Genomic DNA, 18,452 nt, shown 5'->3' on the forward strand with positions numbered 1-18,452 from the left:
CAAGAGACAAAATGCCTGCAGGCATGACGGGAGGATGGCTTTGGATATGAGTGCGAACGACGAGACCAGTCAGATCAGACGGCGCTCCTGGCGGGATATCGATCTCAGGGCGGTCGCGCCGTTCGCGGCGCTTGCGTTGCTGCTTGTTGTCGGCGCGCTGGTCAATCCGAATTTCATCGGCATTACCAACCTCGCCAATGTCGCGACGCGCAGCGCCTTCATCGCCATCATCGCTGTCGGCGCCACCTTCGTCATCTCGTCGGGGGATCTCGATCTCTCTGTTGGGTCGATGGTGGCCTTCGTCGCCAGCCTGATGATCCTGTTGATGAATTCCGGCCTTATTGCCGATCCGGCCTTGATGCTCGCGGTCGCCGTCGTCTTCACCATCGTTGCCGGCGCGCTCTGTGGGCTGGCGAACGGGCTGATCACGACTGTCGGCAAGATCGAGCCGTTCATCGCCACGCTCGGCACCATGGGCATCTATCGCGGCCTGACGACTTGGCTCTCACAGGGTGGCGCGATCACGCTGCGCTCGGCCGAACAGCAGTCGCTCTATCGACCCGTCTATTTCGGCTCGATCGCCGGCGTGCCGGTGCCGATCATCGTCATCCTCGCGGTCACCGCGGTCGCCGCCTTCATTCTCTACCGCACGCGCTATGGCCGCCATGTCACGGCCGTCGGCTCGAACCGCGACGTGGCGCGCTATTCCGGCATCGCCGTCAACAAGGTGCGCACCATCGCCTTCGTCATCCAGGGGCTTTGCGTGGCGATTGCCGTGCTGCTCTACGTGCCGCGCCTCGGCTCAACATCGGCAACCACGGGCATCCTGTGGGAGCTGCAGGCGATCACCGCCGTCGTCGTCGGCGGTACGGCGCTGAAGGGCGGGGCAGGGCGCGTCTGGGGCACGATCTGCGGCGCCTTCATTCTGGAGCTCGTCGGCAACATCATGCTGCTCTCGAACTTCATCTCGGAATATCTGATCGGCGCCATCCAGGGCTCGATCATCATCATCGCCATGCTCGTCCAGCGGTCGCTGGCGCGCAGGTAGCAAGGGATTGGCCGGGTCGGCGGGGCGCCCGGTCTGAAGGTTCGCAAGCCCTGGGGTTTAATGGGAGGAAAACAGACATGCGTAAGACACTATTCAGTTTGGCGGTCGTGACGGCGGCGCTGCTCGCCGGCGTCGCTCACTCGGCGGACAAGAAGACCATCGGCGTATCGATCCCGGCGGCCGACCACGGCTGGACCTCCGGCGTGGTGTTCCATGCCGAGCGCGTCGCCAAGCTTTTGATGGCCGAGCACCCTGACCTCACCGTCATCGTCAAGACCTCGCCGGATGCCGCAAGCCAGGCAAACGCGGTGCAGGATCTGGCAACGCAGGGCATGGACGCGCTGGTCATCCTGCCGTCCGATCCGGATCCGCTCGTCAATGCGATCAAGGAAGTCAAGGACAAGGGCACCTTCGTGGCGCTGGTCGACCGCGCACCGAGCACCAACGACGACAGCGTGCGTGACATCTACATCGCCGGCAACAACCCGGCGCTTGGCGAAGTCGCCGGCAAGTACATCAAGGAAACGACGCCGGACGCGCAGGTCGTCGTCATCCGCGGCCTGCCGATCCCGATCGACCAGCAGCGCCAGGACGGCTTCGACAAGGGCATCGCCGGCTCCAACGTCAAGGTTCTCGACCGCCAGTTCGGCAACTGGAACCGCGACGACGCGTTCAAGGTGATGCAGGACTACCTGACCAAGTACCCGAAGATCGACGTGGTCTGGTGCCAGGACGACGACATGGCCGTCGGCGTGCTGCAGGCGATCGAGCAGGCCAAGCGCACCGACATCAAGTATGTCGTGGCCGGCGCCGGCTCCAAGGACATGGTCAAGAAGGTCATGGACGGCGACAAGATGATCCCCGTCGACGTTCTCTATCCGCCGGCAATGGTTGGCACCGCCATGGAACTGACGGCCGCGTCGCTCTATGACCAGGTTCCGGTTCGCGGCACCTACATCCTTGACGCCACGCTCGTGACGAAGGACAACGCCAAGGACTTCTACTTCCCGGATTCGCCGTTCTGATCCTTGTGAATACGAGGCGCCCGCTCGAAAGGGCGGGCGCCTTTATTGTGGCGGCAGGCCTGCCTTGGCGAGGTCGCCGACAAAGCGCTCGATGAAGGTTTCGCTCATCGCCGGCTTGAGGCCGAAATAGAATTCACGTCTGGCATCATCAAGCGTCATGCCCGGCCGGAAGTTGTAGAGCTCGCCGATCGCGCGGCGTGCCTCCTCGATCTTGCCCTGCCGTCCCTGGATCGCCACCAGCGCCATCGCCGGCCAGAAGGTGACGTTCGGCGAGCGCATCGATGCGCGGGCGGCGTCGGCCGCCTCGTCGAGCTTGTCCATCTGGTAGTTCGCGAAGGCCATCATGCTGTGAAAGGTCCAGAGATGCGGGTCGCGCGGGCTGAGACGAAAGGCTTCGCTGAATTCGGGCATGCCCTCCTCAGGGCGGTCGGCATAGCAGAGCGCCTGGCCGAGCGCGAAATGCGCCTGGGCAAAGCTGTGGTCCAGTTTCACCGCATGACGGAGATGGGCGATCCCTGCCTCCGTGGCGCCATCGAGCGCAAGCGCCCGGCCGAGTGCCAGATGCGCGGCGGGCTCCTTCTGATCGAGCGTGATCGCCCGTTCGGCAAGCTCGATCGCCTCGCATATGCGCCCGGAACGCTCCTCCAGCGAGCCATACCAGCCGAGCTGGATGTGGACGTAAGCCAGCCGCGCCTGCGCCTGCGCGAAGCTCGGATCGATGGCGATTGCCTGCTCGAACAGCTGTTTGGCGGTGTTCAACTCGTCGATGGTGAAGCGATAGAGATGCCAGAGGCCCTTCAGATAGATTTCCCAGGCGGTCATGTCGACGATCGAGCGGCCGCGCAGTGCCGCGAATTCGATGGCGCTCAATTCGGGCTCGATGGTTCCCGTGATCTCGGAGGCGATCTCGTCCTGGAGGTCGAAGATATCGGCCAGCATGCGGTCATAGCGCTCGGCCCAGAGCAGCGTGCCCTCGCTTCCATCCAGAAGCTGCGCGGTGATGCGGATGCGGGTGTCGGAGCGGCGGACGCTGCCTTCGAGCACGTATTTGACGCCGAGATCCTCGGCGACGCGGCGGGCATCGACCGCACGGCCCTTGAAGCTGAAGGACGAGTTGCGGGCGGCGACCAGCAGCCAGCGACAGCGCGCCAGGGTGGCGATCAGCTCGTCGGTGAAACCGTCGGAGAAATGCTCCTGCCCCTCGATGCTCGACATGTTGGCAAAGGGAAGCACGGCGATCGACGGGCGCTTGCGCTCAGGCGGCTGGCTCGGGATCGCCCGGTCCGGGATCTCCTCGTCGAGGCCATCCGTCTGGGTGCCCGGCGGAAACCAGCGCCACACCCTGACGGTCTGTTCGATGTTCTTCAGCTTGCGATTGCCGAAGTCGGTGGCCTCGAAATCGAGCGCCGTGCCGATCTGGTCGCGTACCTGCTGCGACAGGCAGATGCCGCCTGCGGGAGCCAGTGCCTGCAGCCGCGCGGCGATGTTAACGCTCTCGCCGAAGATATCGCCATCCTCGGTCAGGACGTCGCCGACATGGATGCCGATGCGCCAGATCATCCGGCGGCCGGGCACGACATCGTGATTGTCGGCAAGAATGGCCTGTTGGATTTCCATCGCGCAGCGCAACGCGTCAACCACGCTGGAAAATTCCGCCAGCGTGCCGTCTCCGACGAACTTCACGACATGTCCGCGGTGCCTGTTGATGGTGGGGACGATGGTCTCGGTGTTGTGGCGTTTCAGCGCCGCGAAGGTCCCCGCTTCGTCGAGGCCCATCAGCCGGGAGAAGCCGACAACATCCGCATCCAAGATTGCCGCCAGCCGCCGCGTCATGGACCACCCTCCTGGTCGACCAAGAGTAGCACGCGGTGGCGGGAAGTCCACAAAGATGCACTGCCGCATGAGCGCCCGAGGAATGGTGGTCAAGAAATGCGGTACGTACGTCTTGCGGCTAGGTGCCCGACATGGTTTAGTCGCAACCGTCCATTTCCGCCCATCGGGGCAGGATTTGCATTCTCGCCAAAATCGGCTTGCAGAGTGCAAATCGCGTGTTAGAACTACACCAGAAACGTTTACGGTCATCATTCAGGGAGGAATTGACATGAAAACGATCAAGGGCCCAGGCTTGTTCCTCGGGCAGTTCGCGGGCGATGCCGCACCTTTCAACTCGTGGGATTCGATCACCAAGTGGGCAGCCGATATCGGCTACAAGGGCGTGCAGGTTCCGACCTGGGCGGGCCAGCTGATCGACCTCAAGAAGGCTGCATCATCAAAGGACTATTGCGACGAGTTCGCCGGCGTGGCGCGCCAGAACGGCGTCGAGATCACCGAGCTTTCGACCCATCTTCAGGGCCAGCTGGTCGCCGTGCACCCGGCCTATGACGAAGCCTTCGACGGCTTTGCGGCACCCGAAGTGCGCGGCAATCCGAAGGCGCGCCAGGAATGGGCCGTCGAGCAGGTGAAGATGGCGCTGACTGCTTCCAAGCATCTCGGCATCAAGGCGCATGCGACCTTCTCCGGCGCGCTCGCTTGGCCGTTCATCTATCCGTGGCCGCAGCGCCCGGCCGGCCTCGTCGAGACTGCCTTCGACGAACTCGCCAAGCGCTGGACGCCGATCTTGAACCATGCCGACGAAAACGGCGTCGACATCTGCTACGAGATCCATCCCGGCGAAGACCTGCATGACGGCGTCACCTTCGAGATGTTCCTCGAGCGCGTGAAGAACCATCCGCGCGCCAACATGCTCTACGATCCCTCGCATTACGTGCTGCAGTGCCTGGATTACCTGGATAACATCGACATCTACAAAGACCGGATCAAGATGTTCCACGTCAAGGATGCCGAGTTCAACCCGACGGGTCGCCAGGGCGTCTATGGTGGCTACCAGGGCTGGGTCGAACGCGCCGGCCGCTTCCGCTCGCTCGGCGACGGCCAGGTCGATTTCGGCGCGGTGTTCTCGAAGATGACGGCCAACAACTTCGACGGCTGGGCCGTGGTCGAATGGGAATGCGCGCTGAAGCATCCGGAAGACGGTGCCCGCGAGGGTGCCGAGTTCGTCAAGTCGCACATCATCCGCGTGACGGAGAAGGCGTTCGACGACTTCGCGGGTAGTGGTACGGACCAGGCAGCCAATCGGCGGATGCTGGGGATTTAACGAGGGCTTTGAGGGTGTGGGGGTAGGCGGGCGTTGTGCTTGCGGCCCCCTCATCCGACCCTTCGGGCCACCTTCTCCCCGTGGGGGAGAAGGGGAGGTTGGCGCAAGCGGCTAACCCCGAGTCTCTTCTCCCCAACGGGGAGAAGGTGCCGGCAGGCGGATGAGGGGGCCACGCGGCATAACGCCAAACCGGACCCTCACGCAAATACAGCACAATTTTGGAGGAACACATGGCAATCGAAGCATCAACGGAACACACGCGCGAGCCGCGCATCCGTCTCGGCATGGTCGGCGGTGGCGCCGGCGCTTTCATTGGCGCGGTGCACCGCATCGCTGCCCGTATCGACGATCAGTATGAGCTGATCGCCGGCGCGCTGTCGTCGACGCCGGAAAAGGCGATGGCGTCTGGCGCCGATCTCGGGCTCGATCCGACCCGCACCTATTCCAGCTATCGCGAGATGGCGATCCGCGAGGCGAAGCTGAAGAACGGCATCGAGGCGGTGTCGATCGTCACGCCGAACCACGTGCACTATGACGCCGCCAAGGAGTTCCTGCGCCGCGGCATCCACGTCATCTGCGACAAGCCGCTGACCTCAAACCTCGCCGACGCCAAGAAGCTGAAGAAGGTGGCCGACGAGAGCGGCGCTCTGTTCATCCTCACGCACAATTACACCGGTTATCCGATGGTGCGCCAGGCGCGCGAGATGATCGCCAATGGCGAGCTCGGCGATATCCGCCTGGTGCAGGCCGAATATCCGCAGGACTGGTTGACCGAAGCCGTCGAGCAGCAGGGCGCCAAGCAGGCCGTGTGGCGCACCGACCCGGCGCAATCGGGTGCGGGCGGTTCGACCGGCGATATCGGCACGCATGCCTATAACCTCGCCACCTTCGTTTCCGGCCTCGAGCTCGACAGCCTTGCCGCCGATCTCGACAGCTTCGTCGAAGGCCGCCGTCTCGACGACAACGCCCATGTGATGATGCGCTTCAAGGCCAAGGGCTCGGAAAAGCCGGCCAAGGGCATGCTCTGGTGCAGCCAGGTGGCGCCGGGTCACGAGAACGGCCTGAAGGTCCGCGTTTACGGCACCAAGGGTGGCCTGGAATGGGTACAGGCCGATCCGAACTATCTCTGGTTCACGCCGTTCGGCGAACCGAAGCGCCTGATCACCCGCAACGGCGCCGGCTCCGGAGCCGCCGCCGCCCGCGTCTCGCGCATCCCATCGGGTCACCCGGAGGGTTATCTTGAGGCGTTCGCGACGATCTACACGGAAGCCGCGCATGCCATCAACGCGCACAAGAAGGGCAACGCGGTCGACAAGGCCGTGGTGTATCCGACGGTTGATGACGGCGTGAAGGGTGTCGCCTTCGTGGATGCCTGCGTGGCGTCGTCGAAGCGGAATGGGGCTTGGGTTAAGGTGTAAGATAGCTCAGGCAGAGTCCGCGGCCCCCTCATCCGCCTGCCGGCACCTTCTCCCCATTGGGGAGAAGAGACTCGGAGCAGGCGGCTTGCTCCCCCTCTCCCCTCGGGGAGAGGGTAGGGTGAGGGGGCTACTTGCTCCGTCACCCACGTTTTATCAAGCCGCAACCACACCCTGCTTGCGCTTCATCATCGCATCGACGCTGAACGGACCAGCGCCGGCAGCGACGATGTAGAGGAAGACGAAGCAGAAGAGGATGGCGGCGACGCCGCCGTTTTGGGCGGGGAAGAAGCCGCGCGAGGCGTGGCCGATGAAATAGGCGAAGGCCATCAGGCCGGAGAGGACGAAAGCGGCGGCGCGGGTCTGGAAGCCGACCAGCACTAAAAAGCCGAGCGTCAGTTCAAGTAGGCCGGCAATCCAGGACATCGACCCGACATCGGGCACGCGCTCGGCAGCGGGGAAATGCAGGATCTTCTGTGTCCCATAGCTGAAGAGCACGAGCGCGGAGACGATGCGCAGCAGGCTGAGCAGGGCCGGCTGTAGGGCGTGGATCGAAGCGGACATGAAAGACCTTTCTTTAGGAGTGACTGTTCGAAGCCTTTAGCCACGGTCCCGGCAATGACAATTCACGAGTTTTGACTTTGGCGTTATTGGCCGCCTGCCGGCGATGGGCGGCTCAGATGTAGAGTGCAGCCATCTTGCGCCAGGCGCTGGCGCGGTGGGCGCGGCCGTCCCAGACATGCAGCTGGTGGCCGACCTGCTTGTCGGACAGAAGCCGGCTCAGATAATGGTTGTTGTCGAGAAAGGGATCGGCATTGCCGATCGTCATGACGATCTCGACCTCACGCAGCTTGTCCAGCTGCCAGCCGTGATGGAGCCCCGGCAGGAAATGCGTCGGGGTGTGGAAATAGACGGCGTTGTCGTAATAGCCGTCAAGCAAGTCGCCGAAGGCTTCGACCCTCAGCGTCAGGTCGTAACGCCCGGAGAAAGCGACGAGCTTGCGGAACAGATGCGGGTGGCGGAAGACGAGGCTGGCCGCCTGGAAGGCGCCGAGGCTGCAGCCGTGCACGATGGTGCAGTCGTGCCCGTTTCTGGCGGCCATCAGCGGCAGGACTTCGTGGAGGATATAGTCCTCGAAGGCCTGGTGGCGGTGGATGCGGTCGGCCGGGTGGCGGTCGAAGCCGTAGAAGGTCTCCGTGGCCAAGCCCTCGATGCAATAGAGCTGCAACTGGCCGGCTTCGAGCTTGTGGGCAAGGCTGGCGACAAGGCCGATCCGTTCATATTCCCAGAAACGACCGTCGCGCGTCGGAAACATCAAGACCTTGGCGCCGGCATGGCCGAACACCAACAGCTCCATCTCGCGATGCAGGCGCGGGCTATGCCAGCGCAGATATTCCCGGTTCATGAAGCTTCAAAAGACCTCGCAGCTTTTCGCGCAGAGCAAAATTCTGTTCCGTCATTCCAGGATAGTCGAAATGTCCGGCGTCGAGGATGAAGATTTCATTATATTTTGACGGCGGTACCGCGTTGGCCACGGCGAACTGGCAGGGCGGGGCGACGGCCGGATCGAAGAGGGCGACGGCCACCAGCATCGGCACCTTGATGCGCGTCGCAGCGGTCGCAGCGTCGAACAGGCGCAGGTGATCGAGCACGTCGGGATGGGTCTTCTGGTAGGTCTGCACGGAATCGGCGCTGCCCACCGTCGGTAGCGTGAGCCACTGCTTACGGTCGCCGAAGGTGGGAACGATCAGGTGGCCGCGATCGATGCGACTGTCGAAGGGGATCGCCAGCGCCCCCAGTCCGCCGCCGAAGCTGCCGCCGATATAGCCGATGCGGTTTGCGAGCCATGGATAAAGTGCCTGCAGCGTCGAGACGGCGATCCAGAGATCCTCGACGCAACCGCCGATGACGTAGTCGTCGGGGTTGTCGATATTGTGGAGCACATGGCCGGGCGCTTCCGGCGGGATCGGCGCCTGCGCGCTCCGCGACATGCCGCGCGCACAGGGGAAGAGGATGGCGGTCTGCTCCACCGGCAGATCGAAATCCGGCGCATCGCGGCCGCCATAGCCATGGCCGACGACCAGCCCGCGCCGCACCGGCGCATCGCGCGGCAGGAGCAGCCAGCCGCCGATCGTGACGTTGTCCGTCGAGGTGTAGGTGATATCGAGCACCTGCCAGGCGGGGTGGGTGAGACTGCTTTGCTTCAGCGTCGGCCGCGGGTCGATGGCGAGCGCCCGTTTGTACCGCTTTTGCCAGAAGGCGTCGAAGCCCGGGGGAGCCTCGGGCGGGACGATGGCGCGCAGCGTGTCGAGCGTCATGCCGTAGGTGGGGTCGAAGGGGAAGGGGTGCGTCTTGGGGATGGTCATGGGGGAGTTGTTTCGTGGAATTGGGGGGATTGCAAGGCGGGGTGCGTTTCTGGGTTGGAGAAAAAGACCTCTCCGCATCAGGCCAAAATTCCCCTCCCCAACCCCTCCCCACAAGGGGGAGGGGCTTGCTGGGCGTGCCCTCTTCGCCAAACCGACGCCTCTCAACAGCCGGGACTGACATGAGGGAGCACGGAGCATGCCACGTATTAGCCCCTCCCTCTTGTGGGGAGGGGTTGGGGAGGGGACTTTCCATGAGGGGTTGGGGGGAATTTTTATGAAAGGCTGGGGAGGGGCTTTACACCCCACCCGCCTTGATTTCACCGCACCACCTGCCTAGATTGCAGCCATCCGCAATACCAACAGGACGGTGCACCATGGATTTCAACCCGATCGCAATGCCGCTTTGCCTTGCCATACGGGAAACCCATGTCCATGCCTGCATCCATTACCCTTTCCAATCTTTCGTGGTCCACGCCTGACGGGCGGCCGCTTTTTTCCAATCTCGATCTGAGCTTCGGGGCCGAACGCGCCGGGCTGGTCGGCCGCAATGGCGTCGGCAAGACGACGCTTCTGAGGCTGATCACCGGTGAGCTCGTGCCGCAATCCGGCAACGTCGCCGTCAGCGGACGGCTCGGTGTGCTCCGGCAGACGGTGCAGGTCGATGCCGATCAGACGGTGGCCGATCTCTTCGGTGTGCGCGATGCACTCGATGTCGTGGCGCGCGCGGTTCTCGGCGAAGCCTCGGCCGATGAGGTCGCTTCCGCCGACTGGACGCTCGAGGTCCGGCTTGCCGATGCGCTCGAGCGGATGGGCTTCTCAGCCGAGCCCGATACGCTGCTCACCTCGCTGTCGGGCGGCCAGCGCACCCGTGTCGGGTTGGCGGCGTTGATCTTCAGCGAACCGGATTTCCTCATCCTCGATGAGCCGACGAACAATCTCGATCGCGACGGCCGCGAGGCGGTGATCGCTCTCATCGAGAGCTGGCGGGGCGGGGCGCTTGTGGTCAGCCATGATCGTGTGCTGCTCGAACGGATGGATGCGATCGTCGAGCTGACGACGCTTGGCGCCAAACGCTATGGCGGCAATTGGAGCGCGTTTCAGGCGCGCAAGGCGATTGAGCTCTCAGCGGCCGAACACGACCTTGCCGATGCCGAAAAGCGGGTGGCGGATGTCGCTCGCAGCGCGCAACTCTCGGCCGAGCGGCAGGCGCGCAGCGACAAAGTCGGCGCCAAGAAAGCGGCGCGGGGCGATATGCCTCGTATCGTCGCCGGCGGCCTGAAGCGGGCGGCGGAGAACACCAGAGGGGACAAGGTCAGGCTCGGCGAGAAGCGGCGCGAGGAGGCGATGGAGGATGCCAGTGCGGCGCGCGAGCGCATCGAGATCCTGCAGCCGTTTTCCGCGAAGCTGGCGTCGACACATCTGCCCGCGTGGCGGGTGGTGTTGCGGCTCGATGGCGTGACGGCCGGATACGAGCCGGATCGGCCCGTGATCACCGATCTCTCCTTTGCGATCACGGGGCCGGAGCGGGTGGCGGTTGAGGGGCCGAACGGTTCGGGCAAGACGACGCTCTTGTCGCTCGTCACCGGGCAAATCGCGCCCTGGGCGGGAACGGTCTCGGTGCCCGTGCGCCTTGCGGTCTTCGACCAGAGCGTCAGCCTGCTCGACCGGTCGCTATCGATCGCCGAGAACTTTCGCAGGCTCAATTCCGGTGCGAACGAGAATGCCTGCCGCGCGGCGCTGGCGCGGTTCATGTTCCGAGCCGATGCCGCCCTTCAGCTGGTTTCGACGCTGAGCGGCGGGCAGCTGCTGCGTGCCGGCTTGGCTTGCGTGCTGGGCGGTGCGGAACCGCCGCCGCTGCTGGTGCTCGATGAGCCGACCAACCATCTCGACATCGATTCCATCGCCGCCGTGGAGGCGGGACTTGCCGCCTATGACGGTGCGCTCCTTGTCGTCAGCCACGACGCGGTGTTTCTTGAGCGGATCGGCATCACGCGGCGGCTGTTGCTGCCATCGGGGGAGGATGTGCTCTGAGCGCGCGCGTTCCTATCTGCAACGTTACAGATTTGACATTTCAAACCTATACGTAGAGTAGAGAGCAGCCGGAAGCGTGATACAGCCACCGGCCGAGTTTGGAGGATTTGAGTTTGACGATTGATGCAAAAACGCCCGCCGCGAAGATTGATGCCAAGGCCCTGGCCGCCCGCTTTCCCGGCGATTTCACCTTCGGCGTGGCGACGGCAGCCTTCCAGATCGAGGGCGCTTCGAAAGCCGATGGGCGCAAGCCGTCGATCTGGGATGCCTTCTGCAACATGCCGGGCCGGGTCTTCAATCGCGACAATGGCGACGTCGCCTGCGATCACTACAACCGCCTCGACGAGGATCTCGATCTCATCAAGTCGCTCGGCGTCGAGGCCTATCGCTTCTCCATCGCCTGGCCGCGCATCATCCCCGATGGCACCGGGCCGGTGAACGAGAAGGGGCTCGATTTCTACGATCGCCTCGTCGACGGCTGCAAGGCGCGGGGTATCAAGACCTTCGCGACGCTCTACCACTGGGACCTGCCGCTGCTGCTCGCCGGCGATGGCGGCTGGACGGCGCGGTCGACCGCCTATGCCTATCAGCGCTACGCAAAAACGGTGATGTCGCGTCTCGGCGATCGCCTCGACAGCGTCGCGACCTTCAACGAGCCGTGGTGCATCGTCTGGCTCAGCCATCTCTATGGCATCCACGCGCCGGGCGAGCGCAACATGCAGGCGGCACTTCATGCCATGCACTACATGAACCTCGCCCATGGCCTCGGCGTCGAGGCGATCCGCTCGGAAGCGCCGAACGTGCCTGTCGGCCTCGTGCTCAATGCCATGTCGGTCATCCCGGGTTCCGACAGTGCTAGCGACCAGGCGGCCGGCGAGCGGGCGCACCAGTTCCACAACGGCGCCTTCTTCGATCCGGTCTTCAAGGGCGAATATCCGAAGGAGTTCCTGGAGGCGCTCGGCGACCGCATGCCTGTCGTCGAGGAGGGTGATCTCGCGATCATCAGCCAGAAGCTCGACTGGTGGGGGCTCAACTATTACACGCCGCTGCGCGTCGCCGACGATCCCAAGAAGACCGGCGATTTCCCCTGGACGGTCGAGGCGCCCCGCGTCAGCGACGTGAAGACCGATATCGGCTGGGAGGTCTATGCGCCGGCGTTGAAGCATGTGGTGGAAGATCTCTACCGCCGCTACGACCTGCCGGAATGCTACATCACCGAGAACGGCGCCTGCGACAATACCGGCATCGAAGCGGGCGTGGTCGAGGACAGGATGCGGCTCGATTATTACATCCAGCATCTCGATGTCGTCGCCGACCTCATCAAGGACGGTTATCCGATGCGCGGCTATTTCGCCTGGAGCCTGATGGATAATTTCGAGTGGGCGGAGGGCTATCGCATGCGCTTCGGCCTCGTGCATGTCGATTACGACACCCAGGTTCGCACGGTGAAAACGAGCGGCAAGTGGTATTCGGAGCTCGCCGCGCAGTTCCCGAAGGGTAATCACAAGAGCGCCTGATCGCCTCGGTTCGAATTGTCTATGCGGCAGGTAGATTTTTTCCTGCCGCATCGCACAAATAAAAAAACATCCCTGTCCGGTTTCAACCACCGGCGGCATAAGTTGCAGCAACAGGAAAGGCAAAACGTCTTTCTTTCCCGCCCGCAACGAAAGCCGTGTCCATGCCTCGCACCCGTGATTGTCTTCGAATGTGCCGCCCGATTGGCTAATCGGCGCGATAGCGGTTATAGAACCGCCAGTTTTTGAAGACCAACATACGCGAGCATGAAATGACACTCCAACACCAGGCCCAACAAGACGCTGCCCAGGGCGCGTCCGGCGGCCATTCCGGGCGAGAGCCAGAGGGCGCGGCGGGGGCGATCCCGATGGTCGCCTTTGAAGGCGCCGGCAAGCGCTACGGGCCATCAGGCGAGGGCGGTTTCACCGCGGTCGAAAAGGTCGATCTCACCGTGGCGCGTGGCGCCATCACCGGCATCATCGGCCGCTCCGGCGCCGGCAAGTCGACGCTGATCCGCATGGTCAACGGGCTGGAGACGGCAACCTCGGGCAAGGTGCTCGTCGATGGCGTGGATGTCGGCGGGCTCAGCGAAGAGGGGCTTCGCGGCCTGCGCCGCCAGGTCGGCATGATCTTCCAGCACTTCAATTTGCTTTCCTCGCGCACCGCCTTCGACAATGTGGCCCTGCCGCTGGAGATCGCGGGTGTGGACAGGCAGACGATCCGCGCCAAGGTCGGGCCGCTGCTCGATCTCGTCGGTCTCGGCGACAAGGCCGGCAACTATCCCTCGGAGCTGTCGGGTGGCCAGAAGCAGCGCGTCGGCATCGCCCGCGCTCTGGCGACCGATCCGAAGCTGTTGCTCTCCGACGAGGCCACCTCGGCGCTCGATCCGGAGACGACGCAGTCGATCCTCGAACTCCTGAAGCGCATCAATGCCGAACTCGGGCTTACCGTTCTCCTCATCACCCACGAGATGGAGGTGGTGAAGACCATCGCCAGCCATGTCGCGGTGATCGATGCCGGTAAGATCGTCGAGGCCGGCCGCACCTTCGACGTCTACACCAATCCGCAGCACCAGACGACGCGCACGCTGCTTGCCTCGGCGCTGAAGCTGCCGGAATGGCTGCGTTCGGGCATCAAGGCGCAGCCGTCTTCGGGCGACCGGGCGCTGGTGCGGCTGGTCTTCTTCGGCGAAACCGCCTTCAAGCCGCTCACTGGTCGGCTGGTCGCGGAGCTCGGCTCCGACGTCAATATTCTCGCCGGCGCGATCGAGGAGATCGGGGGCGAGCCCTTCGGTTCGCTGGTCGTGTCCTATTCGGCCGATCCAGACGTGATCGCGCGTGCCGACCGCTTCTATGCGGAAACCGGTCTCAAGACGGAGGTGCTCGGTTATGTCGCCTGATATGATCTACAACCTCCTCTCCAAGGCGCTGATGCAGACGCTGCAGATGGTGTTCGTCGCCGGCATCGTCGGCTCGATCATCGGCCTGCCGATCGGCGTGTTCCTGGCCACATCGGGCAAGGGCGAGCTGTTTCCGGCGCCGAAGACCAACCGCGTGCTCGGGCTCGTCGTCAACGCCGCGCGCTCGACGCCGTTCATCATCCTCGTCGTCGCCATCGTGCCCCTGACGCGCCTGTTGACGGGCACGTCGATCGGCACCTGGGCGGCGATCGTGCCGCTCACCATCGCCACCATCCCCTTCTTCGCGCGCCTGGTCGAATCCGCCATCCGCGAGATCGACAAGGGGCTGATCGAGGCTGCCCGCGCCATGGGCGCCACGCCGTTCCAGATCGTCTTCAAGGTGCTGTTGCCTGAGGCGCGGCCGAGCATCCTGATGGCGCTGACGATGACCATCGTCAGCCTGATCGGCTACTCGGCGATGGTCGGCGCCGTCGGCGGCGGCGGGTTGGGCGATCTCGGCATCCGCTACGGCTACCAGCGCTTCAATCCCGAGATGATGGTGATTGTCGTGATCGTGCTGATCGTTCTCGTGCAGCTCGTCCAGAGCGCCGGCGACGGGCTCGCCCGCCGCTTCGACAAGCGCAACCGGAAAAACTGACGCTTTAACAACAAACCATAATTCAACACAGGAGACACCCATGAAGAAGTTCATCATCGCAGCCGCGCTCGCTGCCTTCGCGGCCGGCTCGGCACTGGCCGAAGACATCAAGGTCGGCGTCACGCCGGGCGAGCACGCGCAGATCATGGAAAAGGTCGCCGAGATCGCCAAGACCAAGGGTCTCAACATCGAGATCGTCGAGTTCTCCGACTATGTCGTGCCGAACCAGGCTCTCAACGATGGCGACATCCAGGCCAACTCGTTCCAGCACCAGCCCTACCTCGACAACCAGATCGCCGACCGCAAGTTCGATCTCGTCAGCATCGGCACGACCATCACCACGCCGATGGGCGTCTATTCCAAGAAGGTGAAGAGCCTCGACGAACTGAAGGAAGGCGCCACCGTCGCCATCCCGAACGACCCGACCAATGGCGGCCGCGCGCTGCTCGTTCTCGCCTCCAAGGGCCTGATCAAGTTCAAGGACAATCCTGGCGTCAAGGTCACCGTCGCCGACATCATCGAGAACCCGAAGAAGATCGACTTCGCCGAAATCGACGCCGCGCAGCTGCCGCGCTCGCTCGATGACGTCGACGCCGCCGTCATCAACACAAACTACGCCATGGAAGCCGGCCTGCACCCGAAGACCGACGCCATCGCCATCGAGAGCGAAAAGTCGCCTTACGCCAACGTGATCGTTGTCCGTACCGCCGACAAGGACGCACCGTGGGCCAAGACGCTGGTCGAATCCTACCACGACGAAAGCATCCGCAAGTTCATCAACGAACAGTTCAAGGGCGCCCTGATCGCGTCCTGGTAAGAGCTGCTCTTATCCTTACACGACATGAAGCGGTCCGGCCTTGCCGGGCCGCTTTTTCGTTGGGGCGAATCGTCGGATGCCGTAGACCAGTGGGATGGACGCCAAACCGCTCTTTCTCTATGCGCTCTGCGGCAGCCAGCGGAAGGTCTCGACCAATCGCCGGCTGCTCACGACCTTGCGCGATCACGCGCCGGAGGGTGTCGCGATCGAGATCTGCGATCTCGTCGGCGATCTGCCGATCTTCAATCCCGATCGCGAAGGCGAGCATACGCCCGATATCGTCGAGCGGTTGGGGGCGAAGATGCGCGCGGCCGATGGCGTCATCGTCGCCTGTCCCGAATATGCGCACGGTCTGCCGGGCGGGCTGAAGAACGCGATGGACTGGTTGGTGTCGCGCGACGAGGTGCCATTCAAGCCCGTGATGATCGCGCATGCATCGCATCGCGGCGACTTCGCGCTGGGCCAGTTGACGGAGGTCTTGAAGACCATGTCGTTCGATATCGTCGAGGAGGCGCATCTGCGGATAGGGTTGCTCGGGAAGGACGATGCGGCGCAGGCGACGGTTCTGGCGGCGGCCGTGCGAGACGGCGTTATTTTGAACGCGCTTGCAAAATTCTGCACGCACGTTCGTAAGGATGCGCTTTATAAGTAGATTTGAATAATTTTATCCGATTGAAATACAATCATTTTTTTCGCTCTTGCGTTCGCGTCGCTGATGCGAGAGTGCTTAATCGTTCAATCGTGTTTTAACCGTTTTTTGAAGGCTTCCCGGCAGTATTCCCGCACAGGGAGAATACATGTCGTCGATCTTCAGCAAACGAAGCGCGATTCTGGGAGCTGGTCGCCACACAACCGTGGCCGGCGTCCTGTTTTCGTTTGCCGTTGTTGTCGTTGTCGTGACGCTGATGGTGCTGAACGCGCTTGATCACGTGGCGCAGAAATCCAACGTGCTCGATGACGAGCGCTCGCGCGAGACCGTTTCCGGCGCGCTGCAGAATTTCGTAGCCCAGCTCGGCGCCACCCTCAACGACTATGCCGCCTGGGACGATGCCGCGACCAATGTCTATGCCACTGATGGCATGGACTGGACCGTGTCGAACTACGGCGAGATGTCCGTCAACAGCGCGCTGTTCGACATGGCAATCGTGATCGACGACGACAAGACGCCGATCATGGTCTATCGCGACGGCAAACCGATGGCGGGCAGCCTGCAGGAGTTCTTCTCGCCGGCGCTCTGGGCGCTGTTCGACAAGGTGAAGGCCGCAGGCGCGCAGGACCTTCCCGAGGCATCCGGCTTCATCAGCACGAAGTCGGGAATTGCCGTCGGCGGCGTGGCGCTGGTGCGCGAAAAGTCCGGTGCGCTCGCGGCCGCGCCCGGCAAGCACCGCTATCTCATCTTCATCCGCCATCTGGACGCCGCCAAGATCGACGATATCGGCAAGACCTATGTCATCGGCGGACTGCGGCTCGTCGGCGCCGATCAGGCCGCCACCTATTCCGTGCCGATCGAGGATACGCTTGGCGCGTCGCTCGGCAAGCTGATCTGGACCTCGCGCGCGCCTGGCGATGTCGGCTATGCCGATGTGCGCAGCCAGGTGGTGCGGGCGATCTGCCTTGTCGGCCTGTTTTTCGTCGTGCTGCTGATCATCGGCTGGCTGGCCGGGCGCCGGCTGAAGAGCGAGGAGATCATCGCGCGCGAGGATGCGTTGCGCGACCGGCTGAGCGGACTTCTGAACCGCGACGGCCTGCGCGTCTCCGTCGATGCGATGGTGACGCTCGCCAGGCAGTCTCAGGATAATGTCCAGCTTCTCTATCTCGACCTCGACGGTTTCAAGGAAGTCAACGATTCCTACGGTCACGGCACCGGCGACCAGCTGATCCGGGCGGTCGCGGCCGGGCTGAAGGTGCTGATCCCCGAGGGCGCCGTGCTTGCCCGCATCGGCGGCGACGAGTTCGCCATCGTCTTTGCGTCACAGCAGGGGGATGCGGCAGCGTTGCAGCTCTCCGAGCATATTCTGGATTTCCTGGCCGAGCCGCTGGAAATCGGCCGCCGCGTGGTCGTCATCGGCGCCAGCATCGGCATCGCGGTTTCGCCCGCGGGTAGCGTCGATCGCGAGGAGCTGGTGCGTCGTGCGGATCTTGCCATGTACAAGGCCAAAGAAGCCGGTCGTGCGCGCATGACGCTCTACGATCCCGCCATGGATGCCGATCGCGAGGAGCGCAACGCGCTGGAACTCGATCTGCGTCAGGCGATCGAAGGCGGCGACCTGACGCTTGCCTACCAGCCGCTGATCGGCGCCGACAGCAACGAGATGGTCGGCGTGGAGGCTCTGGTGCGCTGGAACCGGTCGGGCCACGGGCCGGTGTCGCCCGATGTGTTCATCCCGGTTGCCGAGACCAGCGGTCTCATCGAGGCGCTCGGCCTGTTCGTGCTGCGCAAGGCCTGCGAGACGGCCAAGCAGTGGCCGGAGCTCAAGATCGCCGTCAACGTCTCACCCGGCCAGTTCCGCAACCCCGCCTTCACCGATTACGTGCGCTATGTACTGCGCCAGACCGAGATCGAGGCCAAACGGGTGACGCTCGAGGTGACCGAGGGTTACATGATCCAGAATCCGAAGCGGACGCGCCAGGCGATCGAGCAGCTGAAGACGCTTGGCGTGAAGATCGCGCTCGACGACTTCGGTTCGGGCTTCTCGTCGATCGGCTATCTCCGCCAGTTCGGCTTCGACCGCATCAAGATCGACCGTTCGCTGATCATGGATATCGAGCACAGCGAGAGCCAGCGCGAGATGCTGAAGGCGACCGTGGCGCTGGCCAGCTCGCTCGACATTCCCGTCACCGCCGAGGGCATCGAGACGCCGGAGCAGGCCGATATCGCCTCGCAATTCGGTTGCGATACGCTGCAGGGCTTCTTCTTCAGCAAGCCCGTCTCCGCCGAGGATATCACCGAGCGGCTGATGGAAGCACGGGCGCGCAAGACCAGCGGGCGGCGCGTCAGCGCCGCCTGATCAAGTCCCTATATCG

At 63.5% G+C, this 18,452-nt stretch carries 15 protein-coding genes; 11 read left to right on the forward strand and 4 right to left on the reverse strand.

The features are described from left to right. Positions 1–46 precede the first annotated feature (46 nt). Both ACIQUB_RS18600 and ACIQUB_RS18605 read left to right on the forward strand, forming a co-directional pair. Positions 47–1,048, forward strand: coding sequence for an ABC transporter permease (locus ACIQUB_RS18600; protein ID WP_018901969.1), 1,002 nt, complete (start codon positions 47–49; stop codon positions 1,046–1,048). Between the two features lie 77 nt (positions 1,049–1,125). Beyond that, positions 1,126–2,073: a substrate-binding domain-containing protein gene (locus tag ACIQUB_RS18605; RefSeq protein ID WP_037179586.1), complete on the forward strand. Its 948-nt coding sequence runs from the start codon at positions 1,126–1,128 to the stop codon at positions 2,071–2,073. 42 nt (positions 2,074–2,115) lie between these two features. On the opposite strand, the gene ACIQUB_RS18610 is transcribed toward ACIQUB_RS18605, so the two are convergent. After that, entirely contained in the window at positions 2,116–3,906 is a 1,791-nt protein-coding gene (locus tag ACIQUB_RS18610) for an adenylate/guanylate cyclase domain-containing protein (RefSeq protein WP_113239119.1), read from the reverse strand. 268 nt (positions 3,907–4,174) lie between these two features. Between ACIQUB_RS18610 and ACIQUB_RS18615 the strand changes: the two genes are divergently transcribed. Beyond that, entirely contained in the window at positions 4,175–5,227 is a 1,053-nt protein-coding gene (locus ACIQUB_RS18615) for a sugar phosphate isomerase/epimerase (protein ID WP_112944163.1), read from the forward strand. 230 nt (positions 5,228–5,457) lie between these two features. Beyond that, positions 5,458–6,645 carry a Gfo/Idh/MocA family protein gene (locus ACIQUB_RS18620; protein ID WP_113239118.1) on the forward strand — a complete coding sequence of 396 codons (1,188 nt, stop codon included), beginning with the start codon at positions 5,458–5,460 and terminating at the stop codon, positions 6,643–6,645. 153 nt (positions 6,646–6,798) lie between these two features. On the opposite strand, the gene ACIQUB_RS18625 is transcribed toward ACIQUB_RS18620, so the two are convergent. From ACIQUB_RS18625 to ACIQUB_RS18635, 3 genes are all read right to left on the reverse strand, one after another. Continuing rightward, on the reverse strand, positions 6,799–7,206 hold the full coding sequence (locus ACIQUB_RS18625) for a DoxX family protein (RefSeq protein WP_113239117.1): 408 nt from the start codon (positions 7,204–7,206) through the stop codon (positions 6,799–6,801). A gap of 112 nt (positions 7,207–7,318) precedes the next feature. After that, positions 7,319–8,047 carry an esterase family protein gene (locus ACIQUB_RS18630; RefSeq protein WP_209191735.1) on the reverse strand — a complete coding sequence of 243 codons (729 nt, stop codon included), beginning with the start codon at positions 8,045–8,047 and terminating at the stop codon, positions 7,319–7,321. Further along, on the reverse strand, positions 8,019–9,008 hold the full coding sequence (locus tag ACIQUB_RS18635) for an acetylxylan esterase (RefSeq protein WP_402931278.1): 990 nt from the start codon (positions 9,006–9,008) through the stop codon (positions 8,019–8,021). The genes ACIQUB_RS18630 and ACIQUB_RS18635 overlap by 29 nt, the downstream gene beginning before the upstream one ends. Positions 9,009–9,440: 432 nt before the next feature. Here ACIQUB_RS18635 and ACIQUB_RS18640 point away from each other — a divergent pair, with 432 nt between their 5' ends. The 7 genes from ACIQUB_RS18640 (at position 9,441) to ACIQUB_RS18670 (ending at position 18,436) form a co-directional block, all read left to right on the forward strand. Beyond that, complete coding sequence (locus ACIQUB_RS18640; RefSeq protein ID WP_113239408.1) at positions 9,441–11,039, forward strand: ABC-F family ATP-binding cassette domain-containing protein; 1,599 nt, start codon at positions 9,441–9,443, stop codon at positions 11,037–11,039. A 113-nt stretch (positions 11,040–11,152) separates the two neighbouring features. Continuing rightward, complete coding sequence (locus tag ACIQUB_RS18645) at positions 11,153–12,556, forward strand: GH1 family beta-glucosidase (RefSeq protein ID WP_402931281.1); 1,404 nt, start codon at positions 11,153–11,155, stop codon at positions 12,554–12,556. A 365-nt stretch (positions 12,557–12,921) separates the two neighbouring features. Continuing rightward, a complete protein-coding gene (locus ACIQUB_RS18650) occupies positions 12,922–13,953 on the forward strand; it encodes a methionine ABC transporter ATP-binding protein (protein ID WP_113239405.1) in 1,032 nt (343 codons plus the stop codon). After that, the gene (locus tag ACIQUB_RS18655) at positions 13,943–14,611 is read left to right on the forward strand and encodes a methionine ABC transporter permease (protein WP_018901958.1); all 669 of its coding nucleotides are present in this window, start codon (positions 13,943–13,945) and stop codon (positions 14,609–14,611) included. The genes ACIQUB_RS18650 and ACIQUB_RS18655 overlap by 11 nt, the downstream gene beginning before the upstream one ends. A gap of 40 nt (positions 14,612–14,651) precedes the next feature. Further along, positions 14,652–15,428, forward strand: a complete 777-nt coding sequence (locus ACIQUB_RS18660) for a MetQ/NlpA family ABC transporter substrate-binding protein (RefSeq protein ID WP_047509683.1) — start codon at positions 14,652–14,654, stop codon at positions 15,426–15,428. Positions 15,429–15,522: 94 nt separating this feature from the next. After that, the gene (locus ACIQUB_RS18665) at positions 15,523–16,080 is read left to right on the forward strand and encodes an NADPH-dependent FMN reductase (protein WP_113239403.1); all 558 of its coding nucleotides are present in this window, start codon (positions 15,523–15,525) and stop codon (positions 16,078–16,080) included. Between the two features lie 145 nt (positions 16,081–16,225). Further along, positions 16,226–18,436 (forward strand): EAL domain-containing protein, encoded by a 2,211-nt coding sequence (locus tag ACIQUB_RS18670; RefSeq protein ID WP_402931284.1) that lies wholly within the window; start codon positions 16,226–16,228, stop codon positions 18,434–18,436. The last annotated feature ends 16 nt before the right edge of the window (positions 18,437–18,452 follow it).

The sequence above is a fragment of the Rhizobium sp. NPDC090275 genome, from assembly GCF_044772225.1.
In the GTDB taxonomy this organism is placed as follows: Bacteria; Pseudomonadota; Alphaproteobacteria; order Rhizobiales; family Rhizobiaceae; genus Rhizobium.